The organism is Burkholderia anthinoferrum (genome assembly GCF_002925705.1).
Classification (GTDB): Bacteria; Pseudomonadota; Gammaproteobacteria; order Burkholderiales; family Burkholderiaceae; genus Burkholderia; species Burkholderia semiarida.
The window spans coordinates 101,432-121,367 of sequence record NZ_LFZP01000045.1; the positions used below are offsets into that span (position 1 = coordinate 101,432).

At 58.5% G+C, this 19,936-nt stretch carries 16 protein-coding genes and 1 pseudogene; 14 read left to right on the forward strand and 3 right to left on the reverse strand.

Annotated features, from left to right (window positions below; translation table 11 throughout):
- Positions 1-2: 2 nt before the first annotated feature.
- Positions 3-1,121 carry a hypothetical protein gene (locus tag C5F75_RS36365; RefSeq protein ID WP_063892422.1) on the reverse strand — a complete coding sequence of 373 codons (1,119 nt, stop codon included), beginning with the start codon at positions 1,119-1,121 and terminating at the stop codon, positions 3-5.
- A complete protein-coding gene (locus C5F75_RS16960; RefSeq protein WP_059577223.1) occupies positions 1,118-2,122 on the reverse strand; it encodes a hypothetical protein in 1,005 nt (334 codons plus the stop codon). The genes C5F75_RS36365 and C5F75_RS16960 overlap by 4 nt, the downstream gene beginning before the upstream one ends.
- Before the next feature lie 705 nt (positions 2,123-2,827).
- Here C5F75_RS16960 and C5F75_RS16965 point away from each other — a divergent pair.
- Positions 2,828-7,681 carry a DEAD/DEAH box helicase family protein gene (locus C5F75_RS16965; protein WP_181035430.1) on the forward strand — a complete coding sequence of 1,618 codons (4,854 nt, stop codon included), beginning with the start codon at positions 2,828-2,830 and terminating at the stop codon, positions 7,679-7,681.
- The gene (locus C5F75_RS36370; RefSeq protein ID WP_146075212.1) at positions 7,630-9,105 is read left to right on the forward strand and encodes a hypothetical protein; all 1,476 of its coding nucleotides are present in this window, start codon (positions 7,630-7,632) and stop codon (positions 9,103-9,105) included. The genes C5F75_RS16965 and C5F75_RS36370 overlap by 52 nt, the downstream gene beginning before the upstream one ends.
- A gap of 48 nt (positions 9,106-9,153) precedes the next feature.
- On the opposite strand, the gene C5F75_RS16975 is transcribed toward C5F75_RS36370, so the two are convergent.
- Complete coding sequence (locus C5F75_RS16975) at positions 9,154-9,729, reverse strand: recombinase family protein (RefSeq protein WP_104012469.1); 576 nt, start codon at positions 9,727-9,729, stop codon at positions 9,154-9,156.
- Positions 9,730-9,968: 239 nt separating this feature from the next.
- On the opposite strand from C5F75_RS16975, the gene iteA reads away from it, so the two are divergent.
- The 12 genes and pseudogenes from iteA to C5F75_RS17035 all read left to right on the forward strand — a co-directional run bounded on the left by iteA (position 9,969) and on the right by C5F75_RS17035 (position 19,696).
- The gene (gene iteA, locus C5F75_RS16980; RefSeq protein ID WP_258048566.1) at positions 9,969-11,129 is read left to right on the forward strand and encodes an anti-phage ATPase IteA; all 1,161 of its coding nucleotides are present in this window, start codon (positions 9,969-9,971) and stop codon (positions 11,127-11,129) included.
- The gene (locus C5F75_RS16985; protein ID WP_181035432.1) at positions 11,089-13,371 is read left to right on the forward strand and encodes a S8 family peptidase; all 2,283 of its coding nucleotides are present in this window, start codon (positions 11,089-11,091) and stop codon (positions 13,369-13,371) included. The genes iteA and C5F75_RS16985 overlap by 41 nt, the downstream gene beginning before the upstream one ends.
- Before the next feature lie 355 nt (positions 13,372-13,726).
- Positions 13,727-13,807 (forward strand): annotated as a pseudogene (locus C5F75_RS37640) (hypothetical protein); the annotation flags it as partial.
- A gap of 45 nt (positions 13,808-13,852) precedes the next feature.
- Entirely contained in the window at positions 13,853-14,383 is a 531-nt protein-coding gene (locus C5F75_RS36375; RefSeq protein WP_144030052.1) for a hypothetical protein, read from the forward strand.
- A gap of 116 nt (positions 14,384-14,499) precedes the next feature.
- On the forward strand, positions 14,500-14,721 hold the full coding sequence (locus C5F75_RS16995) for a helix-turn-helix transcriptional regulator (RefSeq protein WP_089466515.1): 222 nt from the start codon (positions 14,500-14,502) through the stop codon (positions 14,719-14,721).
- Positions 14,718-14,996 carry a hypothetical protein gene (locus C5F75_RS17000; RefSeq protein WP_089466514.1) on the forward strand — a complete coding sequence of 93 codons (279 nt, stop codon included), beginning with the start codon at positions 14,718-14,720 and terminating at the stop codon, positions 14,994-14,996. Before C5F75_RS16995 ends, C5F75_RS17000 begins: the two co-directional genes overlap by 4 nt.
- Before the next feature lie 361 nt (positions 14,997-15,357).
- On the forward strand, positions 15,358-15,534 hold the full coding sequence (locus tag C5F75_RS17010) for a hypothetical protein (protein WP_076903401.1): 177 nt from the start codon (positions 15,358-15,360) through the stop codon (positions 15,532-15,534).
- The gene (locus tag C5F75_RS17015) at positions 15,527-15,829 is read left to right on the forward strand and encodes a hypothetical protein (protein WP_104012492.1); all 303 of its coding nucleotides are present in this window, start codon (positions 15,527-15,529) and stop codon (positions 15,827-15,829) included. Before C5F75_RS17010 ends, C5F75_RS17015 begins: the two co-directional genes overlap by 8 nt.
- The gene (locus C5F75_RS17020) at positions 15,822-16,034 is read left to right on the forward strand and encodes a hypothetical protein (protein WP_006765346.1); all 213 of its coding nucleotides are present in this window, start codon (positions 15,822-15,824) and stop codon (positions 16,032-16,034) included. The genes C5F75_RS17015 and C5F75_RS17020 overlap by 8 nt, the downstream gene beginning before the upstream one ends.
- A complete protein-coding gene (locus C5F75_RS17025) occupies positions 16,027-16,374 on the forward strand; it encodes a hypothetical protein (RefSeq protein ID WP_009908645.1) in 348 nt (115 codons plus the stop codon). Before C5F75_RS17020 ends, C5F75_RS17025 begins: the two co-directional genes overlap by 8 nt.
- Before the next feature lie 9 nt (positions 16,375-16,383).
- Positions 16,384-16,710 (forward strand): hypothetical protein, encoded by a 327-nt coding sequence (locus C5F75_RS17030; RefSeq protein ID WP_104012471.1) that lies wholly within the window; start codon positions 16,384-16,386, stop codon positions 16,708-16,710.
- 124 nt (positions 16,711-16,834) lie between these two features.
- Positions 16,835-19,696, forward strand: a complete 2,862-nt coding sequence (locus C5F75_RS17035) for a DUF927 domain-containing protein (protein ID WP_181035434.1) — start codon at positions 16,835-16,837, stop codon at positions 19,694-19,696.
- Positions 19,697-19,936 lie beyond the last annotated feature (240 nt).

Consider the following 19,936-nt stretch of genomic DNA (forward strand, 5'->3'; position numbering starts at 1 on the left):
TATCAAGCCTTGGGAGGGGTCGATTTAGTCCAAATGTCTTCCGCGCATTTCTTGGATGCTTTCTCGATGAGTGTCGACAACCGCTCAACCTCGTCTGATCTCGGAGTGCGGCGTTTTTTGCTGACCATCCCGTCTTCGCACGGGTAAACGCCACGAACAAGATATGAGAATCCAGTGCAGTCTCGCGCATTTGCAAAATGTGCATCGAGTTCGAAGACGTGCCCCTCGCCCATTGCTTCCCTGACCTTCCACACGGCTCGAATCGTGTAGAAATCTGCGGACTTGCTAATGATGTCCTTCAGCTCCTGCGACTGCTCCACACCTTTCCCGCGCAACGCAATCCGCTCGATTCGGCTGTCCTGCACCTCATTGTTGCCAACGTCATCGTCGGAAAGCTCCTGCTCATCGTCTTCGTCTGACTCATCTGGAGTACTGCGGTATACGTAGAGCTCGGTCACATCGTACTTACCCATCCCTTCGATGCCGTGAATCAGATTATAGAAAAACTCACTTCTCAAGCCAGGAAGCACCACGTCATACAATGAAACAACACGACGATCCAGTTTTATGGAATTTCTCTTTTCGACCGAAGAAAAGACAGCCTCACGAACCTTATTTATATATTCATTTTGTGAATTTCTAACAACATATACACCACCTTCCTTCTTGAACTGAATTACACCGTCCTTATGCTGAACCTGCTTGAATTCAGTTTTGGCATAATCCACCTCAGAATACTGGACAACCAACGCGATATCGTCTCCGTCTCTGGTGACCAACACAACGTCACCGTCCTTCTCAAGTTCGACCTTAATTGTGGAAATGGCCACTTCAATCTGATTCACATCAATGGGCGTTGTGATTTCTACCGCAGTCACCTTTTCACGGCGATTAGCGACGCCAAGGCGAGCCGCTATTCGCTGATGATCCTGATAATCATGCACAAGCCTACTAAAGTATTTCGCGAGCTCCGACTTATCCGTATGCTTGGAAACCAAAACATTTCTGTCGGCAAACAATTGCCGTATCGTCGCTTGATCAACCCGATGCTGATTCAAAGCATCGAACACATTCTTGTCCGTTGCGTAATAAATTGAGGGTCCATGAAGAGGCTTTTTCATTCATTTTCTCCATCGCGCCAACCGAGCTTTGCAGGAGAATAATTGTCCGTGACCGCAACAACGTGTTCGAGCTTAATGGCGTCCAGTGTTGCCGCCCTCGTCGCCTCGAAACCCCATGCCTTACTGTATCGGTGCTTGGCTACCAAAAAATTACTTTGAATCTGATCGCTCGGCTGCTTATGGCTCACGCGAACGCGCACCTGTGCATCTTTGTCCAGCAATTGCAGTCGAGACAGACTATCGAGAAAATACTCGAACTCCATGGCCGAATCACCTGGCCGGTTGTAATAGATCACATAGCCTGGCTTTCCCTTTTCCGTGCCATTGTGCTTAATCACGCAGTACGGCGCGTTCAGGGTCTCGACTGTCGCAGCTTGCCCCCAAACTTCGCCGTGCCGACGCCATAAAACAAGGTCTGGGTAATAGAACGTGTAGTCGTCGGATATTTCTTTGCGCTGCAATAGTCGACTTAGGTCGTTTGCAACTGAGTACAGTCGATTGATATCAAGTGGACCAAGCACATGCAGGTACGTGTTTTCCGCGATGGGCAGGGCGGAAACATCGATCTTGCGCATGGTTTCCGCAAGGTCATGCTTGAAGTCATGATCGTGGTTATGCAGAAAGAGCAACCCACGAACCTCATAGGGCTCTGAGACGTCAACCACATGCCTCGTTCGCCACTCGTCCGAAGCACACGCACACTGGACGGAAATCGCTAAGGAACGCAGCGCATTGCGCAAAGTGCTCTGGTTGATAGATGACTGTCCGTAGCTTTTGAGATCGGTGTTCAAATAGACCTTTCGGCCCAGATACGGATCGTCATAATAGAAGACGACATCGGTTGGGTGCGTCTGCTTCTTTGATCCACCCGCGGTCTTATGGTCGCCGTTCAGGCAGTCAAAATTGTGGTTGGTGGCGGGGTGAATGTTCCACCTGAAGTACTCGAAGATATCTTCGGATACGCGCGTCGCGATTTCCCCGATGTTGTAGGTCTCTGCCATGTCGATGACGCTTATCAATTGTTGGTCGGTCACTTACATGGGGAGTATGCCATCCCGACATGCCTTCTGTCGTTTTGTAGAACGTATGCGATTTTGTAGAACAAAAAAAAGCGGGCCCCATCTCTGGGACCCGCTTCAGCATTGGTGCGGCTGCAGGATCAACAATCCTTATCCAATATATTGGTTCAAAACGAAAATGGAATCGGCGATTGGAATCTGAACCCCCAAACATACCCCCAATCGGTTGAACCCATGTGAATGAGGCCACCGAGCGAAAAATTGTGGCGTAAGTCGCCGATCGTCGGCCGCCCGAACAGAAAACTTCTGGAGATTTGGAGATATATCCTCAATTCACCCCGGAAGCCTTATTGGTCAAGGGCCCGCCTATCTCCAAGTGTATCTCCAAAACACTCATTTACTTGGAGACAAAGTTGGAGATAGCCGGCAAATACGTCGCATGACGCCAGCCGTGTGGAGAAGGACCCTGCCGTCTGGAACGCTGCGCGCAAAGAAACTCCCGTGCCGCAGCCCCCCCCCTACTTATCACCGCGCGGCGTTCGTAGTGGTCGAAAGCTTTTCCGCTACGCTGTCGCCGGTTTGGTGGACACCTCATTTGGACGGGGCACGCCCATCTAACCGCCTGAGGGCAGTTCGCCTTGTACAATCATGGTGGCTATACCCCGAAGTCAACTTAAGCGAGTCAACTTGGCAACTTCACAGCATCCGACTAGTTCCCGAGGTATCTCCAGCGGTGGCGCTGCAGCCGCAGGGGGTATTGGGTTTCAGGCCCAGCTTGGGGCGCTTTTCGGCCTGGAGTTGCTTGCCCAAGTTCCTGTCGACTATGTACTGGAATTGGGGGCAGCCGTTCCTGTCTGGATTCGCTTCGAGACCGAGGCACCGGTGGACGACATCCTGGTGGCAACCTCGGAAGGTGGGTTCATAGCGGTGCAAGCGAAGACGACCGTGAACCTCTCGTCCGGGCCTAATGGCGGCTTGGCAAAGACCGTCCAGCAGTTCGTACGACACTGGCTTGTCTGCCGCGATGGTCAGGGCGAACAACTTTGGAATCGCTGCCTTGATCCGAGCAAGGATCGACTCGTGCTGGCAGTAGGGCCAACCACGCCCGCTTCGATTCGCTTGGATCTCCCCGCAGCGCTAAGGTCTCACTCGCAACCATCACCAAGTGCGCTGACGCAGGATCAGCAAAAGGCACTCGAGGTGTTCGAAGAATGCATGCGTGAGGCTTGGAGCAACACCACGGCCGAACCATGGAGCCCGACCGTGCTTCGAAGCGTTGCGCAGCTTGTGAGAGTGATGACGTTTGACCCGGCAGGGGCGTACGCCAATGTCATGGAAGGGCTAGCGGGGACAGCTACGACAACGGATCAGGCTCGACCTTTGATTACTGCGCTGACCCAGATAAGCCAGCGCTGGATGACCGAGCGGAGCGGCGGCGACTTACCTACACTGCGGCAAGCCGTCATGCATGCGCAAGTGCAGCTGTCTGCGCCGCCGCGCTTCGAAGACGATATCCGCAAGCTAAGGGAACACTCGGCGCAAATTGCCGCCGACTTGCGCCCCTATGAACAGATCGAGCGATCCGAGGGTGTCATCCGAATCACCCGGGAATGCCAGGCAGCCGCCTTAGCCGCGGCTCAGGATGGCTCGCTCCTCTTGATTGGCGAGCCCGGTGCCGGCAAGAGCGCAGTCATTAACGCGCTGGCCCGTGAGCTGAGGAACCATGGCGATGTTGTCGAACTCGCAGTCGACCGCTATAGCGTCCAAGACCTCGTTGGACTGAAGAACGAACTGAATCTCGAACACGATCTGGTCAAAGTGCTTGAAGCCTGGGACGGTCCATCCGGGGGATGGTTAGTGGTCGATGCTCTCGACGCTACTCGCGGCGGCCAGGGAGAAGGCGCGTTTCGAACGCTAATTGAGCGCGTTCTTGCATTGAAGGGCCGCTGGAAAGTCATCGCCTCGATACGAACGTTCGACCTGCGTATGGGCGTCCGATTCCGTGAGTTGTTCGCGGGCCGTCCTGCCAACCCGGACTACCGGGATGCCGCATTCCCAACGGTGAGGCATCTCGTTGTGCCTCATTGGTCAGAGGAGGAGTTCGAGCAGGTACTGAACCAAGCGCCAGAACTCCGTACCGCCCTCGATGGCACGCCAACGAAGCTTCAACAACTTGCGCTTGTGCCTTTCAACACGCGTCTCATCGGCGAGTTGCTCCGTACGGGGATGGGCGCCGCAGCCCTTCGCGAACTGGCCAACCAAGCGGGCCTGCTAAAGCTGTACTGGGAGCACCGGGTGACGCCGTTGGGCTCGCGCGCCGATGCCTGCTTGCGCCTCGTTGTTGAGACGATGGTCAATAGCCGAGCGCTGCGGACCCAGACGCATGTCATCGCTGCCAAGTCGCCCGATGCACTGGATGCGCTTCTCCTCAAAGGCGTGTTAGCCAAGGTTGAGAACGAGCGCTTTATCCAATTCCGTCACCATCTTCTGTTCGACTATGCCGCCTCGCGACTTCTTATGGACGTTGATGGGCTCGTTTCAGGCGAGGTGCAGTACCTGAAAGCTCAGACGCTTGGCCTGATGCTTGCGCCGGCGATGGGCTTCTTGCTGCAGGAGCTCTGGGGAGCACAGCCGGATCATGAGCGCTATTGGATCGCCGTCGAACGAATGGTCGGCAATCCGGAAGGAGACCCAATCCTTCGCAGCGTAGCTGGGAGACTCAGCGCAGAGCTGCCGGAGAATGCTGCAGACACTCATGCCATCGCAAAGCATGTCGCCGACGGTCGAGACACGACGCCTACGGCACTTTGGCATGTGGTGTCTGCGCTGGCGTTACGGCTAGAAGACCATCCGAATGTGAGTCTCACACCGTGGGTCTCGCTCGCCGGCAAACTCGCTGCCAACGTCGAGCGAGTTCCTTTCCCGTTGAGGACGCTGCTTTACCTCTTGATCAACACGGCGCGTCCGTCCCAGACAGGCCAGGCCGTCGGTCTTGCAGCAAGAGCGCTGTTGGAATTCGTGTTCGACAATCCTGAGTCGAGAATCGATGCTGCTCAAGTCATTCCCGCTGTCGTCGCCACTTACGCGACCGCGCCTTCGGAGTCTCGAGAGCTCCTAGAACGAATCTTTGAGCCTCAGCGCGCTGACGCACACAACTGGGAGGACGTTCCAGCGCTCTGCCGTGAGATTTCCAAACTGACCGACGCCGATCCTGATTTCGCCGCAACCGTGTATTCGAGAACGTACGCAGGCACGGTCAAGGACGATGTCACTACCAGCGTGGGCGGTCGAAGTCAGATTCTATCTCTGACGTCGAACTCCAGGCAGGACTATCGCATGGCGCTGTTCTCGCTGTGCGAGTTCTTCCCGACGTTTTTACAGAATCACCCTCCAGCGGCTACTCGAGCATTTGTGGAATCGGTAGACCACTACATACGACAGGAGCACAAGCCAGCAGAGTGCGAAGTTATCACCCGAACGATCGCTGGCCGGACTGTCCGACTTGACACAGACCTAAGTCACATCTGGGCTCGCGACCCTGATAACACGTATGGCCAAGATGGCGACGCCCTGATTGCGAAGTTCCTTCCTGCATTTGTTGCATTGCCGGAGTCCGATGCTCGCTTGGTCGCAGAGCAGATGTTGACCTCATCGCCATGGGCATTGACATGGGCGAGACTCTTCGTCGCAGCAGTGCGGCGCAACGATAGCTTGATTGATCTGCTTTGGCCGATCGCAGCGGATGAAGCCTGGCTCTCCAATATCGATACTCAGAAGGATGCGATCGACCTCGTCGCCCACGGGTACGGGCGACGCAGCATTACTGAGCGGGCGGCTCTCGAAACCTCGGTGACGACCTTCACGATGGAAGCGTACACTGCACCGGAGGCAGCTAGGGAGCGCCTGATCCAGCGCTTGTATAGCGTCATCGGACATGATCAGCTCGTCACCGAGAGTGCGCGTGCGATTCTTGCGAACACCCCGGCAGAATTAGTCGAGCGCGCCCGTCAAAACGAGCGCCCATTTCGGATCACGAGCGGATTTGGCGAGTCCAAGCCCTTCTTCTGGATCGAAGGCCTGGACCGAGATAAGCCGTCGAATATCACCGTCATGGAAGCCATCGAGGCGGCCCGGGACTACATCCAGGCCAAGCCTGGTCGCCCATCGGCTGACGAAATCGATACAGCACACACGCTGGACTTGCTCGAGGTAATCGCTCGCGGCCTAGTTGCTCCCGACTTGGACGAAACGCTGCGTAGCCATGGCGAAGGGGTCATCGGCCAGGGGTGTGGAGAACTTGCGCAGGGCGAGCGCTTAGTTGTCAGGGAGGACTTCGATCCGACTGATCGATATCTCACGCTTGTTCGGATAGCAGCCACCTCTGACAACCCGGAGGTTAGCGACGAAACGGAGTCTCAATACGAACAGTCCCAGTCCTGGGGCGGCCCGGCCGCTCGCATTGAAGCCGCAACGGCAGTGCTGGACGTTTGTCTGCAGCGGGCCGATCTGTACCCGCGACTTACCGAGGATATTGATCGCCTGCTAGATGATCGCCATCCTGCAGCGCGGTCTCAGTCGGTTGAGCATCTTATTCGATTGTGGGAACTCGATCGGGCCGGTTTCTGGCGACGCCTCGAACTTCGTCTTGAACGAGAGAGAAACTTTGCGGTCTTGGGCTCCGCCGTCAATGTGCTACGAAGGGTCATTCACGTCGAGCCCGACCGCAGCGAACGGCTGATTCTCGCACTCCTTGCGCGGTACAGCGGTACGGCAAGGCAAGCCGATCTTGAAGAGTCCGTGGCTGACATCGTTGCGATCCTTTCGGTGACCCATCAGAAAGCCTCAGCGGACGCCGTACTCTCGAGATGGCTGGACAACCCATCGTTGCACAGCGGACCGCTCGGAACGATTCTGCTCACGCTCCGTGATGCAGTCGTGCTGGGCCTGTATCCTGGTCAGTCAGAGGACAGTGTGCTTAGGCATCGGGCTCAAGCCCTCCTTCACCGAATCGTCGTTGCTGCCAGCAGACCACTTGCAACGTACAACCCGAGAGTCGCTGTTCCGGATGACCAGGTGCCGAGGTTGAAAGCGTGCATCGAGCTCATCGACAAGGCAGCCATGCAGCTCTATTTCGCGACCGGTCGAGCCAACGGCGGTACGGGAATCGACGATGCGGGGTGTGAAATTTACTTGGGCGAAGTAGCGTCGACCCTCGAGCTGATCGCCGATCAAGCACAGCCGCATACAATTTACCAACTTCTCCAATTGGTGGAGATTCTAGCCCCGCAGGACCCGGAACGGGCCTTCGATCTGACCGCGCGTGCCATTCGCGGAGGCGGGGCGAAGGGCGGTTACCAATACGAACCGTTGGGTACCGAACTGATGGTCCGCCTGATAAGCAGCTTCCTAGCGGATAGCAAGGAAATCTTTGGGGCTGAAGAACGGCGCCAGGCGCTCGTGGACTGCCTTGAGATCTTCATGGAAGCAGGGTGGCCGTCGGCAAGAAAGCTGCTCTACCGCCTGCCGGAGCTGCTCCAGTGATTCGCGAAGTGACTGAGGCAGATTTCATCGAACGATTTGCTAATCTGATCGATCGCTTCGACGCGTCGATCGCCGCAGACGCGCGCCCGGAATTTGCCGGCGCGGAGGTAGGCGATCCTCACGAACACACGACTCGCGTTCACTTTCTCGATGAACTCATCGAACTGCTTGGTTGGTCCCTCGGATTGGGTGGGGACATGGCAGAAGAGGTCCGTCTCAAGGGCGAAACGACCACGTTCATGGACTATCTCGGCGTCAGGGTAGACACCAATTCACCAGCCTTACTCATTGAGGCGAAAGCGTGGGACAAGGCGTTTCTGGAACCACGAGGGAAGGTAGCTTTTGAAGCCACAACCCTATTGGGTGAGGGAATCAATCACTGGAGAAACGGTGGGGAGGCGAAAAACTCTCCGCTGGCGGGACAATGGCATGCCTACATCGATCAGGTGGGCGGCTACGTTAAAGGTCTGAAAGACAAACATGAACACACGCTGCCCAGAGCCGTGATCACAAGTGGGCAATGGATCGTCGTGTTCGTTGACCCAGTGCAGGCCTTCATCGAGGGCACCGTCGAAGACGTCAAGATCAAGATCTTTCATAAGCAGAATTTCAAGGCTCAAGCCAGCGAAATATTTCGACTGATATCGAAGAACGCTCTCGCCGCAGAGACACCCTTTAACGTGCGACCTACTCAGGTCTTGAACTACCTCACAAAGGACTTGGTCGTCGCATGTTTTCACGCGGTTCATGTGAGCTATGAAGCAACTGGAACGCCAATCTTCGGGCGAAAGCCGCGCGTATTGGTCTATCCCGCGCTGGTACTGCGTGGAGCGGACAACATGCTCCTGACGGTGCTCGAAGAATCTGAGGAATCGTTGCTCGAGTACACGAAGGACGAGACAACGGACGAACTCTCTCTAGGTCCGCACGTCGAAAAACTTGCTGCCGGCGCCGCAACGCTCCTGGCACGAACAGCAGCACAGCTCGATATTGAGCTTCGCCCCGCGCCGATTGTCGATTTTCCTGGGTTCCCGCACAAGCCGATGAACAAGCCGTCAGTCACACGGGCGCTCGCGCATTCGAATCCCAGAGAGCGCGATAATTGGATCATCGTCACTGGCCAAGCGACTCACTTTGTCAAAACTGTCCCCGATGTGGACTGCCGGTTCCATAAATGGAGTGTTTGCAATTTCGCTCGCCTGGCGGCAGGGCCATCTGCGGTCTCTAAGCCTGCATTGTCGGTCCCGCGGGCCCTTTTCATCGACGAAACGCCTCACCATTGCGCCCACCGCGATGTCATGGACCGCCGAGAGCCCCGTTGTCAGATACGCATGATCGACGCGAGCCTTTGTTGTCGCGGCTGTACCTTTGCCTCAGATTGTTGGCCTGGCGATACCCGCCCGCCGCTGCCGTGTGGCACGTAGCCTCGGATTGTCGAGGTTCGCGAAAAGTAACTTTGAGCGATACGGGATTTAGGCCACGTCACGCACCCGCATGATCGTCTGACGGCTCGTGCCGTAGCGCTTTGCGAGACCCGCTACGCTCGCCCCTTCGTTCAGGTGCTGTCGCACCTCGTTCTGCTGTTGTTTGGTTAGTGCACACGGACGGCCCATCGATTTCCCTTCCGCTCTTGCACGCGCAATACCAGCCTGCGTCCGCTCGATCAACAGGTCGCGCTCAAACTCGGCAACGGCATTCAAAACCTGCATCGTCATCCGGCCGGCTGCACTGGTCAGATCGACACCGCCAAGGGCAAGGCAATGAATTCGGATACCGCGAAGGGCCAAAGCGTCGACGGTTGCGCGCACATCCATCGCGTTCCGACCAAGTCGGTCGAGCTTCGTAACGATCAGGACGTCACCTTCTTCCATTTTGAGGAGCAGTTCCGCAAACCCCGGTCGCTGGTTCGCGCTGACGCTACCGGAAATGCTTTCCGTAATAACCCGGCGCTTGTCGACGGAGAAACCGGCCGCTTCGATCTCGCGAAGTTGATTAGTTGTCGATTGGTCGGTCGTGCTGACGCGGGCATATGCGAAGGTTCGGGACATGCTGCTCTCTTCAAGAATGTTCGAAAAGGATGTCCGAATCATACCCTATGTCCGTATACGAGAAAGCCTTATTTTCGTACAGCCCTGAACACTATGTCCGTAAGGGATCGGTTTCGTACACCCAACCCAAGGTCGTACCGTCTAGGCTAAAATTCGGATCGAATTTCCGAAAAAGCGAATCAATTCCGCCCACATTCGGATCAGAGATACATATTGCCGCATCATAAAAAGGGGTACAGATGGAACATATGTCCGAGGTCCTCAAGATTCTCGACGGCGCGCTCCGTGCGAACGTCCGGATGGCGCTGGACTATGCCGGGCTGCTGGCGCAGAAACTGGAAGATGAGGGATCGCGCGACCAAGCTCGACGAATTCGTGACCGATTGGCTCGTGCCCCTCAGCAGTTCGTCACGCCACAGGGTGCATTGGTTGGAACGCTACCGGTTGATCAAGACTCACGCCTGTCGACTGTCGATGTTCTATATCCGCGCATCGAGGATCTGGATTTGGTCCTTCCCGACGCCGTCGAAGGCCGCTTGAGAGAATTTATCCAGTCGGTCCGATCGTTCGAGAAGCTAGCCGCCGCTGGCGTAGCATTACCGACGCGCCTACTGTTGCATGGCCCCCCCGGGTGCGGAAAAACACTATCCGCGCAATGGATTGCCGCGAACCTTGAGCTACCCTTATTCACCGTCCGTTGCGACACGCTGATTTCGTCGCTTCTTGGGCAGACATCCAAAAACCTGAGAAGGGTGTTTGATCACATTCAGACTCAACCCTGCGTCCTGTTTTTGGATGAGTTTGATGCGCTCGCAAAATCGCGTGCCGACGAGCGGGAGATCGGCGAACTACAGCGAGTTGTAATTTCTCTACTGCAGAATATCGACTCTCTGCCGCCGAACACGGTGGTTATCGCCGCAACCAACCATGACCAACTTCTCGACTCGGCGGTCTGGCGGCGCTTCGCGTTTCGCATTCACTTTCAACTACCTGATGCCACCTTGCGAGAAGGTTTGTGGCGTCGCCGGCTCAAGACGTTTGCTCCGAAGGACATAAATTGGTCGCGGTTGGTAACGCTCTCTGATGGGATGTCGGGCGCAGCAATCGATTTTGTGGCTCAAGATGCCATGCGCAATGCGGTTCTCAGTGGAGAGGATTTCGTGACTGAAGCAGAGTTGCTGCGTCGTCTCGGACTTACCATAGCCGCTACTCAACGTGTTACCTTATCAAATGTACAGGATGAAATTCGATGGCTGCGTCAGTGGCAGCCGTCATTGTTTTCGCAACGGGCACTAGCGAATCTGTACAAGGTATCCACACGACAAATTCGAAATATTACGGGGGCGTTTGATGGCGCAAATGGAGAACCCGATACTGCGGGTCGATTTATCGGAGCATGACTATCGCGACGCGGGCGGCGGAGGAGGAGGGCCCAAGGAGCTTGTGCCAATAACTCCGCAGTTGCGTAACGAATTAAGAGCCTCTCTCGCCGGAGTGAGACAGGCTCTCAGCGAGACGCTCCGACGATATCCTCAACTGCCGGCCGTTATGGTGATGCATCTGCGGGACACCGCTATTGCAAAAAGCCACCGCCCGGCCACCCTCGCACAAGAGGGACAAACCATACCGATCGGAAACGCCGCACTTGGCGAAGTATTGTTGGCGACTAGCCTCGGTAGCTTCGATGCGATGGACCGAGTCATTGCCACACGCACCACAAGGCAAATCAAAGCGAATCTTTCGGCGATCAGTGGATTTGAGGCGTGGGGTATCGATCGCGTGCTAGACGCAGAGCTTCGCAACCCAGCCGCTCTTGAACGTCTACAAGCTTGGCGAAACGCCGATATACCGATACTCATCGAGCTTTTTCATCAGCCCAACGCTCACTTGCAGCAAGTGGCGGAAGAATTGTTCCAGAGAGTATCAAACCAACTCGGGTTAGATATTTCGGAGCGCCACCCCGGATTAGTTGGGCGAAGCTATCGGGTGCGGAATGCGAATCTCGACAGTTTGCACGCTCTTAGTTTGTTCAGCGGAATCAGACGCATTTTTGCGGCCCCAATGATTGCTCCTGTCCTAGATGTCGCTCCAATGGCAGAGGATCATGGCCCACTTCCGGGTGCTCTAGTTGACATTCCGAACGAAGCTGAAAATTTGCCAATCGTCGGAGTCTTCGACACGGGCATGTTTCCAAATTCTGTCGCACTGGGCCCGTGGGTAGCTGGACGTGAAACTTATGTCCTTCCTCCGGATACAGACTATGTACATGGCACAATGGTGTCGTCGATAGTTTGTGCGGCGCGTCCCCTAAACGGTAACGACATTCGCTTGCCTGATGCTCGCGCTCGAATACTCGATGTCGCAGGAATGGAAGTCGCCAATGCGAATGCTGATGACATCATCGAGCGCCTCCGCGCAGCAGTTCAAGCCCATCCGGCAGTCAAAGTTTGGAACCTGTCGCTCGGCACCGTAGATCCGGCTCCTGAAGATGAGTTCGGGTGGCTTGCACAGCAACTCGATAGAATCTCTGACGAATTCAATGTTTTGTTTGTCGTGTCCGCGGGCAACGAAGGGCCGCCCAATCTACGCGGTTGGCCTCCCGGTGCAGACAATCCTCGCCATCGCATCAGTAGCCCCGGCGATTCGGTAAGAAGCCTGACAGTCGGCGCCCTCGCCCACCGGGAGAATGCTCCTCATACGTTGGTTCACGAAGAAGAGCCTTCACCGTTCAGTCGACGCGGGCCGGGGCCGGTACGGACGCCCAAACCTGACGTTGTTCACTATGGTGGCAATTGCAATCAAATGGCTCAGGTTGTCGGAGCTGGAGTCCATACGGTATTACCGGGCGATCGCCTAGGCATGACCCTCGGGACAAGCTTCTCAGCTCCGATGGTCGCCGCACAAGCGGCGCAGCTCTGGCAGGAACTTGAGCAACGCGGCACCGCCGCCTATCCTGCCCTCGTGAAGGCGCTGCTCATTCATAGCGCCGCAGTACGCTCACCAGAGCGCGATGCAAGCGCACGGAGATTTTACGGTGCAGGGGTGCCGTCCACGTTGCTGGACACGCTCTTTTGCGACGATGACTCATTTACGTTGTTGTTCGAAGTCGATGTTGCTGATCGACGCAAATGGACAAGACTGAACTACCCGATACCCGCATGCCTGCGCCCTGAACCTGACAAGTTCCGTGGAGAAACATTCGTCACCCTCGTATACAGCCCTCCGCTCGACGCAAGTCAAGGGGCTGAATACGTGCGAGCAAACGTCGACATTAGCTTTGGCCGCGCATCAGTGGTGGATGGCCGCCTAAGCATAAAAGGGCTTGTTCCATTGGAACAGGACGAAAACCTCGCCGATCTGTACGAAACCGCTCGAATCGAAAACGGCTATAAGTGGTCGCCGGTTAAGGTGTATCGCGAGCGCTTCCGAAACGGTATTACTGCCGCGAATTGGGCGTTGCAAGCGAGCATAACTCGACGCTTCGGTGAGTTGATCCCCCCCGAGCCGCAGCGTGCCGTCATTTTGGTGACGCTACGCGCACTCGAAGACGGTTTGCCTGTTTATGCGGACGGCATTCGAGCGCTTGCCACATCGAACTGGACTGCAAACCCGATCTCTCAACGACTCAATATCGCAAGGTAGTTTTGCGCTATCCGGCTACGCGGAGGGAGTATTCCCCTCCGCGTTCATCGTCCTTCAACATCTCGCAAATTTTCAATTGCGTGCATCGCTGCCTGGCGATGCCCATGCCCTCTTGCTCGTGCGAAAATGCAGATCGCCGAGCCTAGGGTGGCCCCCGAAAACCGGACGCCTTCTCCGGCCGGCTCGACGCCGGTTCTGAAGGGCGTAGGGAGAACTCTCATTGTTTGTCGTTAACGGTAGACGACTTGGTTCCGTCCAAGCGCGGCGACGCGTTCGGAGTTGGTTTCAAATCCCAGATTGGCGTAACCCGTCCGCATACCCACCAGCGTCCGTAAGCGGTGACAGATGGGCGTGGGAATTTTTGCGCAGAAATGAAAAGTTCATCAAGCAGCAGGCCGATTTCTGCAACCGCTTAGCACGCGTTCCTCACGAGCAGCGCCTTGCATCACACCCCGACTTCGAAGCACATTCGAAATTCCTCATGGACTGGGGTATTGACTATTGGTACCCGCCGTCTTGGGTGTGGGGCTGGCCGCTAACTCTGGATGATGGAACCCAACAATTCGTGAACATGGAATTTGATGCGCCATGCGGGTTCATTAGTGGCCCTGTAGACTCGTCACGATACTTTGACCGACCGTTGCGCGATACGGAGTACAGGGTGATTTTTGATGCCTCTATGCCAATTTCTCGGCAGCTAGAGCAAGTGAAATCCGTGCTTGAATTCCAGCAATCTAAACTCCCTGCTGCGCGGAAAGCTGCTAGACCTCGATGGAGTTTGTTACCTCGATATCTGCGTGCATTCGACGGGTTTCGTGCAATGAAAGACCTTGGGTTATCCGAAGCGCTGGCACTGAATGAATTGGCAGATCAGTTCATGAGCGAAAAGATGGACGTCGATGACATCGACTATGTTCAAGATGCAAGAAACGCGCTCGATGCAGCTCGTCGATATATAGAACACGACTATCGAGTGTTGCCGATCATGAGAGGGGCCCCGGTGTCAAGGTAGAAACATCGACCCTATAGATATAGCTGCCCTAAACCTGACGTTTGCGCTGCCGTGGAAATGACGACACTACTCTCGTGCCGTGCAGTCCCGCGCGGTTCCATTTCACCGGAGCGCAAATGGAAGTACAAAACCCGCACCCTTCCCTCACCGCAAATCGAGTTGTTCGCCTGCGTCCACTTACCGAACGCATCGGATTAAGCAAAAGCGAGATTTATCGGCAAATTCAGGCTGGGACGTTTCCTCGCCCCATTCCGCTTGGCGTGCGGGCTGTTGGCTGGCTCGAACGGGACGTCGAGGCATGGCTCGCCGCACGTGCGAATCGGAGCCAGACACAATGACGACCGACTCATTAAACGTGCGCGCAGCAGCACGAGCAGAGAAAAAGAGAGCCGACGCGGCATTTTACGAAAGTGAGCTGGAGCGCCAGCGTGAGCGCTTGTCCGAAGCGCGCGGGCGCTGCACGGACGAAGTGCGGCGCGAAGCGGCTTGCTGGATCGCGACGGCGGCGACCGTGTTTGAGCGCGACGCCGAGCGTATTCCGTCTCGTGCTAAGCGCGCGGTCGAACTCCTGAAGCATGCGGTTTTCATGCTCGATCCGAAGGCCCCGGCGTGATGTCCAACCAAAGTCACTTTGCCGCGACGAGTGGTGCGGGACGGTGGCATCGTCCGTCGCCGTTTCTGCTCCGTCCCTTCATCGATTTGCACATCGCAGCGGTGCGCAGTATCCTGTGGGCGTCGCTGAAACAGCAGCGGCCCGGGATTTGCAGCCCGGAAAATGTCGGCGGACGGCCGCCAATGAGCGGCTTTTTTACGTCCGTGTGCCTTTGCACGCCTTTTTCAATGGGTGGGCGATGGTGGGGAGGCTTCGGCCTGCCGGTGCCGACGTTCCGGTCTGCAAACCCTGCTATTCGCCCGCCCACCCCAATTTGCAGTGGGGCGCGGGCTTCCGAAACGCTAACGTCGGAGGTCGCATCTTGCGCCAGTCCACGCACGCCCATACCGGGCAGCAATCCCACCTCATTCGATCCATCGTCCGCGCAGCACTGCGCGACGCGGCAACCGCCAGCACGTATCAGGATGCGCTCGACGCAACCGGCGCGGCACTGGCCGCAATCGCAGCGCTCGTCCGTGCGGAGGTGCGTCATGGCTGACCTGCGCTGCAAGATCGGCGATCTGGCGATCGTCACGAAGTGTGATGCTCGCTCGCGTATCGGCATGCTGGTTGAGGTGGCATCGGCTCAGCCGACGCCCGATCACGATTGGCGCGTGCGGATCTTGGGCGGCCCCGTCTCGGGGCGCAGCGTCTGCGGTCGCCGGTCTGGCGATTTCATGCATGCGGCCGTCTATGACTGGAACCTCACGCCGATTCGCGGCGAAGCGGAGCTGGATTGCACGATCGACGTCGGGCAACTCCTCGCATCGATTCTGGAGGCGCGCCATGTCTAAATACCGCCTGCCGAACGAAGTCACGATGATCGCCATGTGCGCGGCCCATCAATTCGCCCAGCTCGAAGCCCTGTTCGATGCCGTCCGTTCGCATCTTGCGGAGGGCACCTACGAACGCGCGCTCGTCGACATGGGGCAAAGCGTTGCAAGCCGGTATTCGGCCGAAATGCGCCGCACCGCGCAGCCGGAGGTGTGCCATGACTGACCAGCGCATCCGAACCGCGGTTGTCGACGGATTCGACAACGCACCGCCGTTGGATACGGGCGCACCGATCGAGCTGCAATTCGCCGTCGACCTCGGCGCGATCTGCGCCGACGCATGGCTCGACCTAAAAGGCGACGTGCGGCTGCACGACTACGCGGCGCATCAGGCCGCCGCGTTCGCGCGCGGCATGGAAGCCGCCATGCAGGACGCAGGCGACGTCGACGCACACCGCGTGACGATTAGCCGGCAAGCGTTTGCAGCCGGCCTGATGGGGCGCGTGCAACAGCACCTGTTCGCGGCCCTCGGCCTCGTCACGCGCGAACCGCGCACGACGCACTGAGGGGCGGTCATGGCAAAGACGAACAAGAATGCCGTGCAACCGCTCGCGTCGCACTTAGTGGCCGAGGTGAACCGCCCCGATCACAACCGCATCGGCACGCGGATCAGCGATGCCATGGAGCTGCTGGACAGCCTGCATTGGGCGGCCGACAAAGCCATGTCCGATGACGACTACTGGCTTGTGCTAAGCCTGTTCCGTGCGTCCCTGCCGTCGATCGGCGCGGCGCTGGAGGCCGCCAACGACGCCCTTGGCGAGTCGCGGCTCGGCCGCTACGTCTACAGCAACGACGTCACGGCCGGCGGGGCGGTTCTGTCGGTGCCTCGCGCGGCCGGCTGACGCCCGCCGCTAGGCATCGTCGCATCATTCAATTCTTCGCGCGTCGGGTAGCTGCTTACCCGATATGGACTACTAATCGGAAATCGACCGACGCGCCCAGTGGGAACCTATGAGTAACGCACCCATGTCCGAATTTGAGCGGGCGAGAGTCGCGCTCGGCTATGTTCCGCCCGACGACCGCGACACGTGGAGTCAGGTGGGGATGGCGCTCAAGGCCGAGTTTGGCGAGGAGGGCTTCGCCCTCTGGAACGAATGGGGCCAAGGCGCGCAGAACTACAATGCCAAGGACGCGCGCGATGTGTGGAAGTCGTTCAAGGGCGGCAAGATCACTATCAACACGCTGTTCCACCTTGCCAAACAAGGCGGCTTCGATCCGCGTGCGCATCGAGCCAAGCCGGTCGATCCAGCGGAACGCGAGCGGCAAAAGGCCGAGCGCGCGGCACGCGAAGCGGCCGAGCTGGCCGAACTGACCGAGAAGCAGCAAGCTGCGTCGGCGCTCGCTGAATCGATCTGGTCGGCGGCCGAGCCTGCGCCGGCCGATCACCCTTACCTCGTTCGCAAGCGCATTCCGGTCGACGCACTGCGCGTCTATCGCGGCGGCTTGTGCATCGGCACGGCCGCGTGCGACGGCGCACTCGTCATCCCGGCGCGTGACGCGGACGGCAAGCTGTGGACGCTGGAGTTCGTCCTGACGGACGGCCAGAAACGCTATCTGCCGAACGGCCGCAAGGCGGGCTGCTTCTCGCTGATCGGCGGTCCGCTATCTTCCGCGCCGTCCACGCTGCTGATTGGCGAGGGTTACGCCACGTGCGCGACGCTCGCGGCCGCGACGGGCTATCCGGCCGCCGTCGCGTTCGACGCCGGTAACCTGCACGCGGTCGCGACGGCGCTGCGCGGCCAGTATCCGGACGCGCGCATCGTCGTGTGCGCCGACGACGACCACGCGACGAAGGGCAATCCGGGCGTGACGAAGGCCCGCGCGGCGGCCGAGGCCGTCGCCGGCATCGTCGCCGTACCCGACTTCGGTCCGAACCGCCCGGCGAACGGGACCGACTTCAACGACCTGGCTGCGCACGTCGGCCCGGATGCGGTGGCCGCCGCCGTGCGTGCTGCACTCGCGCCGGCCGGCTCGGCTGACGTCAGCAAGGGCAAGGCCGCTCCAGCCGCCGCGAAGCCCGCCAAGCGCCCGAAAACGGCCCGCGCGCAGGACGGCAAGTCGCGGTTCGTCGTCGACGACAAGGGCGTGTGGTTTCACGGCTTCAACAATCAGGGCGATCCGCTGCCGCCGCATTGGGTCAGTACGCGCATCGATGTGATTGCGGAGACGCGGAACGAGATGAACAGCGGGTGGGGCTACCTGCTCGAATTCACCGACCGCGACGGGATCCTGAAACGATGGGCGGTGCCGGCCGGCCTCTTTGCCGGCGACGGTACGGAGCTGCGCCGCATGCTGCTCGATATGGGCGTGAAGCTCGGCGTGACGCAGATCGCACGCACGCAGATCGCCAACTATGTCCAGATGGCGCAGCCGGACGAGCGCGTGCGCTGCGTGCCGCGTGTCGGCTGGCATCACGGCGCGTTCGTGCTGCCCGATCGCGTCATCGGCACTGGCAAAGAGGCGCTGATCTATCAGGCCGATACGCCGATCCAGAGCCAGTTCAAGGAGCGCGGCACGCTAGACGACTGGCAACGCGAGGTTGCGGCCTACTGCGTCGGCAATAGCCGGCTGCTGTTCTGCGTCGCTACCGCCTTCGCTGGTCCGCTGCTGCACTTCTCCGGGCTCCAGTCGGGCGGCTTCCACCTGCTTGGCACGACGTCCAAGGGCAAGTCGACAGGCGGCGTCATCGCGGCGTCCGTGTTCGGCTCGCCGGACTACGTGCGCAGTTGGAAGGCGACCGACAACGCGCTCGAAGCCGTCGCCACGCAGCATAGCGACGCGCTGCTGATTCTCGATGAAATCGGGCAGGTCGAGCCGCGCCTGGTCGGCGACGTGATCTACATGCTCGCGAACGAGTCGGGCAAGGCGCGCGCGTCGCGTAGCGGCTCGGCCAAGCCCGTGCTCACGTGGCGGCTGCTGTTCCTGTCGAACGGCGAAAAGAGCGTGTCCGCGCTGATGGCCGAGGGCAACAAGCCCATGAAAGGCGGTATAGAGGTGCGCTTGCCCGCGATCCCGGCCGAGGTTGGCGAAATGGGCGTGGTGGAGAAGCTGCACGGCTTCCCGACGCCGGCCGCGCTGATCGAGCATCTAGAGCGGCACGCCGGCATGCACTACGGCACGGCCGGCCCCGCGTTTATCGAGTGGGCGTCGTCGCAGGCCGGCGAGCTGGCCGAGCATCTGCGCATGCGCGTCGACGAGCTGGTCGGGCAATGGGTGCCGGACGGCTCGCATTCGCAGGTCGCGCGCGTCGCCAAGCGGTTCTGCCTCGTCGCGGTGGCCGGCGAACTGGCGACGGCGCACGGGCTGACCGGCTGGCCGCAGGGCGAAGCGGTCGAGGCTGCGCGTCGCTGCTTCGACGGCTGGCTCGAACTGCGCGGCGGCACCGGCAACTCGGACGAAGCCGAAGCCGTGCGGCAGGTACAGCACTTCCTCGCCGCACACGGCGACAACCGTTTCGTGTGGATGAACCGGGCGCAGGACGACCATCGGCCGAACGTGCCCCATCGAGCGGGTTTCAAGCAGCACGTGAAGCGCGACGAGCGGCGCACGCCCATCGCATCCGATCGTGAGTATTACGCCGAGTTCGGCGGCAAGATGAGCGCCGACGACGCGGAAAGCGTCGAGACGGAATACCTGATCGAAGCGGCCGTGTTTCGCAAGGACGTGTGCGCCGGCTTCGATCACAAGATCGTCGCCAAGGCACTGATGAAGCGGGGCGTGCTGATGCCGCGTAGCGACGGCTATCCGTACCGGCAGGAATACATCCCCGGTCACGGCAAGTTCATGGTCTATCGCGTGTTGCCGTCCATCTTCACGCTTGAGCTGTGAAAGCGCCGCCGCCGTCCGGGAGGACGGTGGCGGGCATTCCTTTGCGCGGCATTTTTGGCCCGTGCGTCAAAGTTACTTTGAGCGATACGCTCCAGATGGAACTGGGCGGGCGGCTGCCGCAACTCTTGCTTAGGATGTAACAATCCGGGCTGGTTTATCTCCAGTATCTCCAGCGTTCTCCAAATCGTTTGGAGACATGCGAAGCCTTACCCCACAAGGCTTTGCGGCCGATTCAGGCGT

Excerpts from the sequence above, each read along its gene's own strand:
- C5F75_RS17015 (WP_104012492.1), top strand. The coding sequence starts at position 15,527 with ATGGCTGACCTGCGCTGCAAGATCGGCGATCTGGCGATCGTCACGAAG.
- C5F75_RS17025 (WP_009908645.1), top strand. The coding sequence starts at position 16,027 with ATGACTGACCAGCGCATCCGAACCGCGGTTGTCGACGGATTCGACAAC.
- C5F75_RS17000 (WP_089466514.1), top strand. The coding sequence starts at position 14,718 with ATGACGACCGACTCATTAAACGTGCGCGCAGCAGCACGAGCAGAGAAA.
- C5F75_RS16985 (WP_181035432.1), top strand. The coding sequence starts at position 11,089 with ATGGAGAACCCGATACTGCGGGTCGATTTATCGGAGCATGACTATCGC.
- C5F75_RS16995 (WP_089466515.1), top strand. The coding sequence starts at position 14,500 with ATGGAAGTACAAAACCCGCACCCTTCCCTCACCGCAAATCGAGTTGTT.
- C5F75_RS36375 (WP_144030052.1), top strand. The coding sequence starts at position 13,853 with ATGGACTGGGGTATTGACTATTGGTACCCGCCGTCTTGGGTGTGGGGC.
- C5F75_RS17035 (WP_181035434.1), top strand. The coding sequence starts at position 16,835 with ATGTCCGAATTTGAGCGGGCGAGAGTCGCGCTCGGCTATGTTCCGCCC.
- C5F75_RS17020 (WP_006765346.1), top strand. The coding sequence starts at position 15,822 with ATGTCTAAATACCGCCTGCCGAACGAAGTCACGATGATCGCCATGTGC.
- C5F75_RS16960 (WP_059577223.1), bottom strand. The coding sequence starts at position 2,122 with ATGGCAGAGACCTACAACATCGGGGAAATCGCGACGCGCGTATCCGAA.
- C5F75_RS17030 (WP_104012471.1), top strand. The coding sequence starts at position 16,384 with ATGGCAAAGACGAACAAGAATGCCGTGCAACCGCTCGCGTCGCACTTA.
- C5F75_RS36365 (WP_063892422.1), bottom strand. The coding sequence starts at position 1,121 with ATGAAAAAGCCTCTTCATGGACCCTCAATTTATTACGCAACGGACAAG.
- iteA (WP_258048566.1), top strand. The coding sequence starts at position 9,969 with ATGGAACATATGTCCGAGGTCCTCAAGATTCTCGACGGCGCGCTCCGT.
- C5F75_RS16975 (WP_104012469.1), bottom strand. The coding sequence starts at position 9,729 with ATGTCCCGAACCTTCGCATATGCCCGCGTCAGCACGACCGACCAATCG.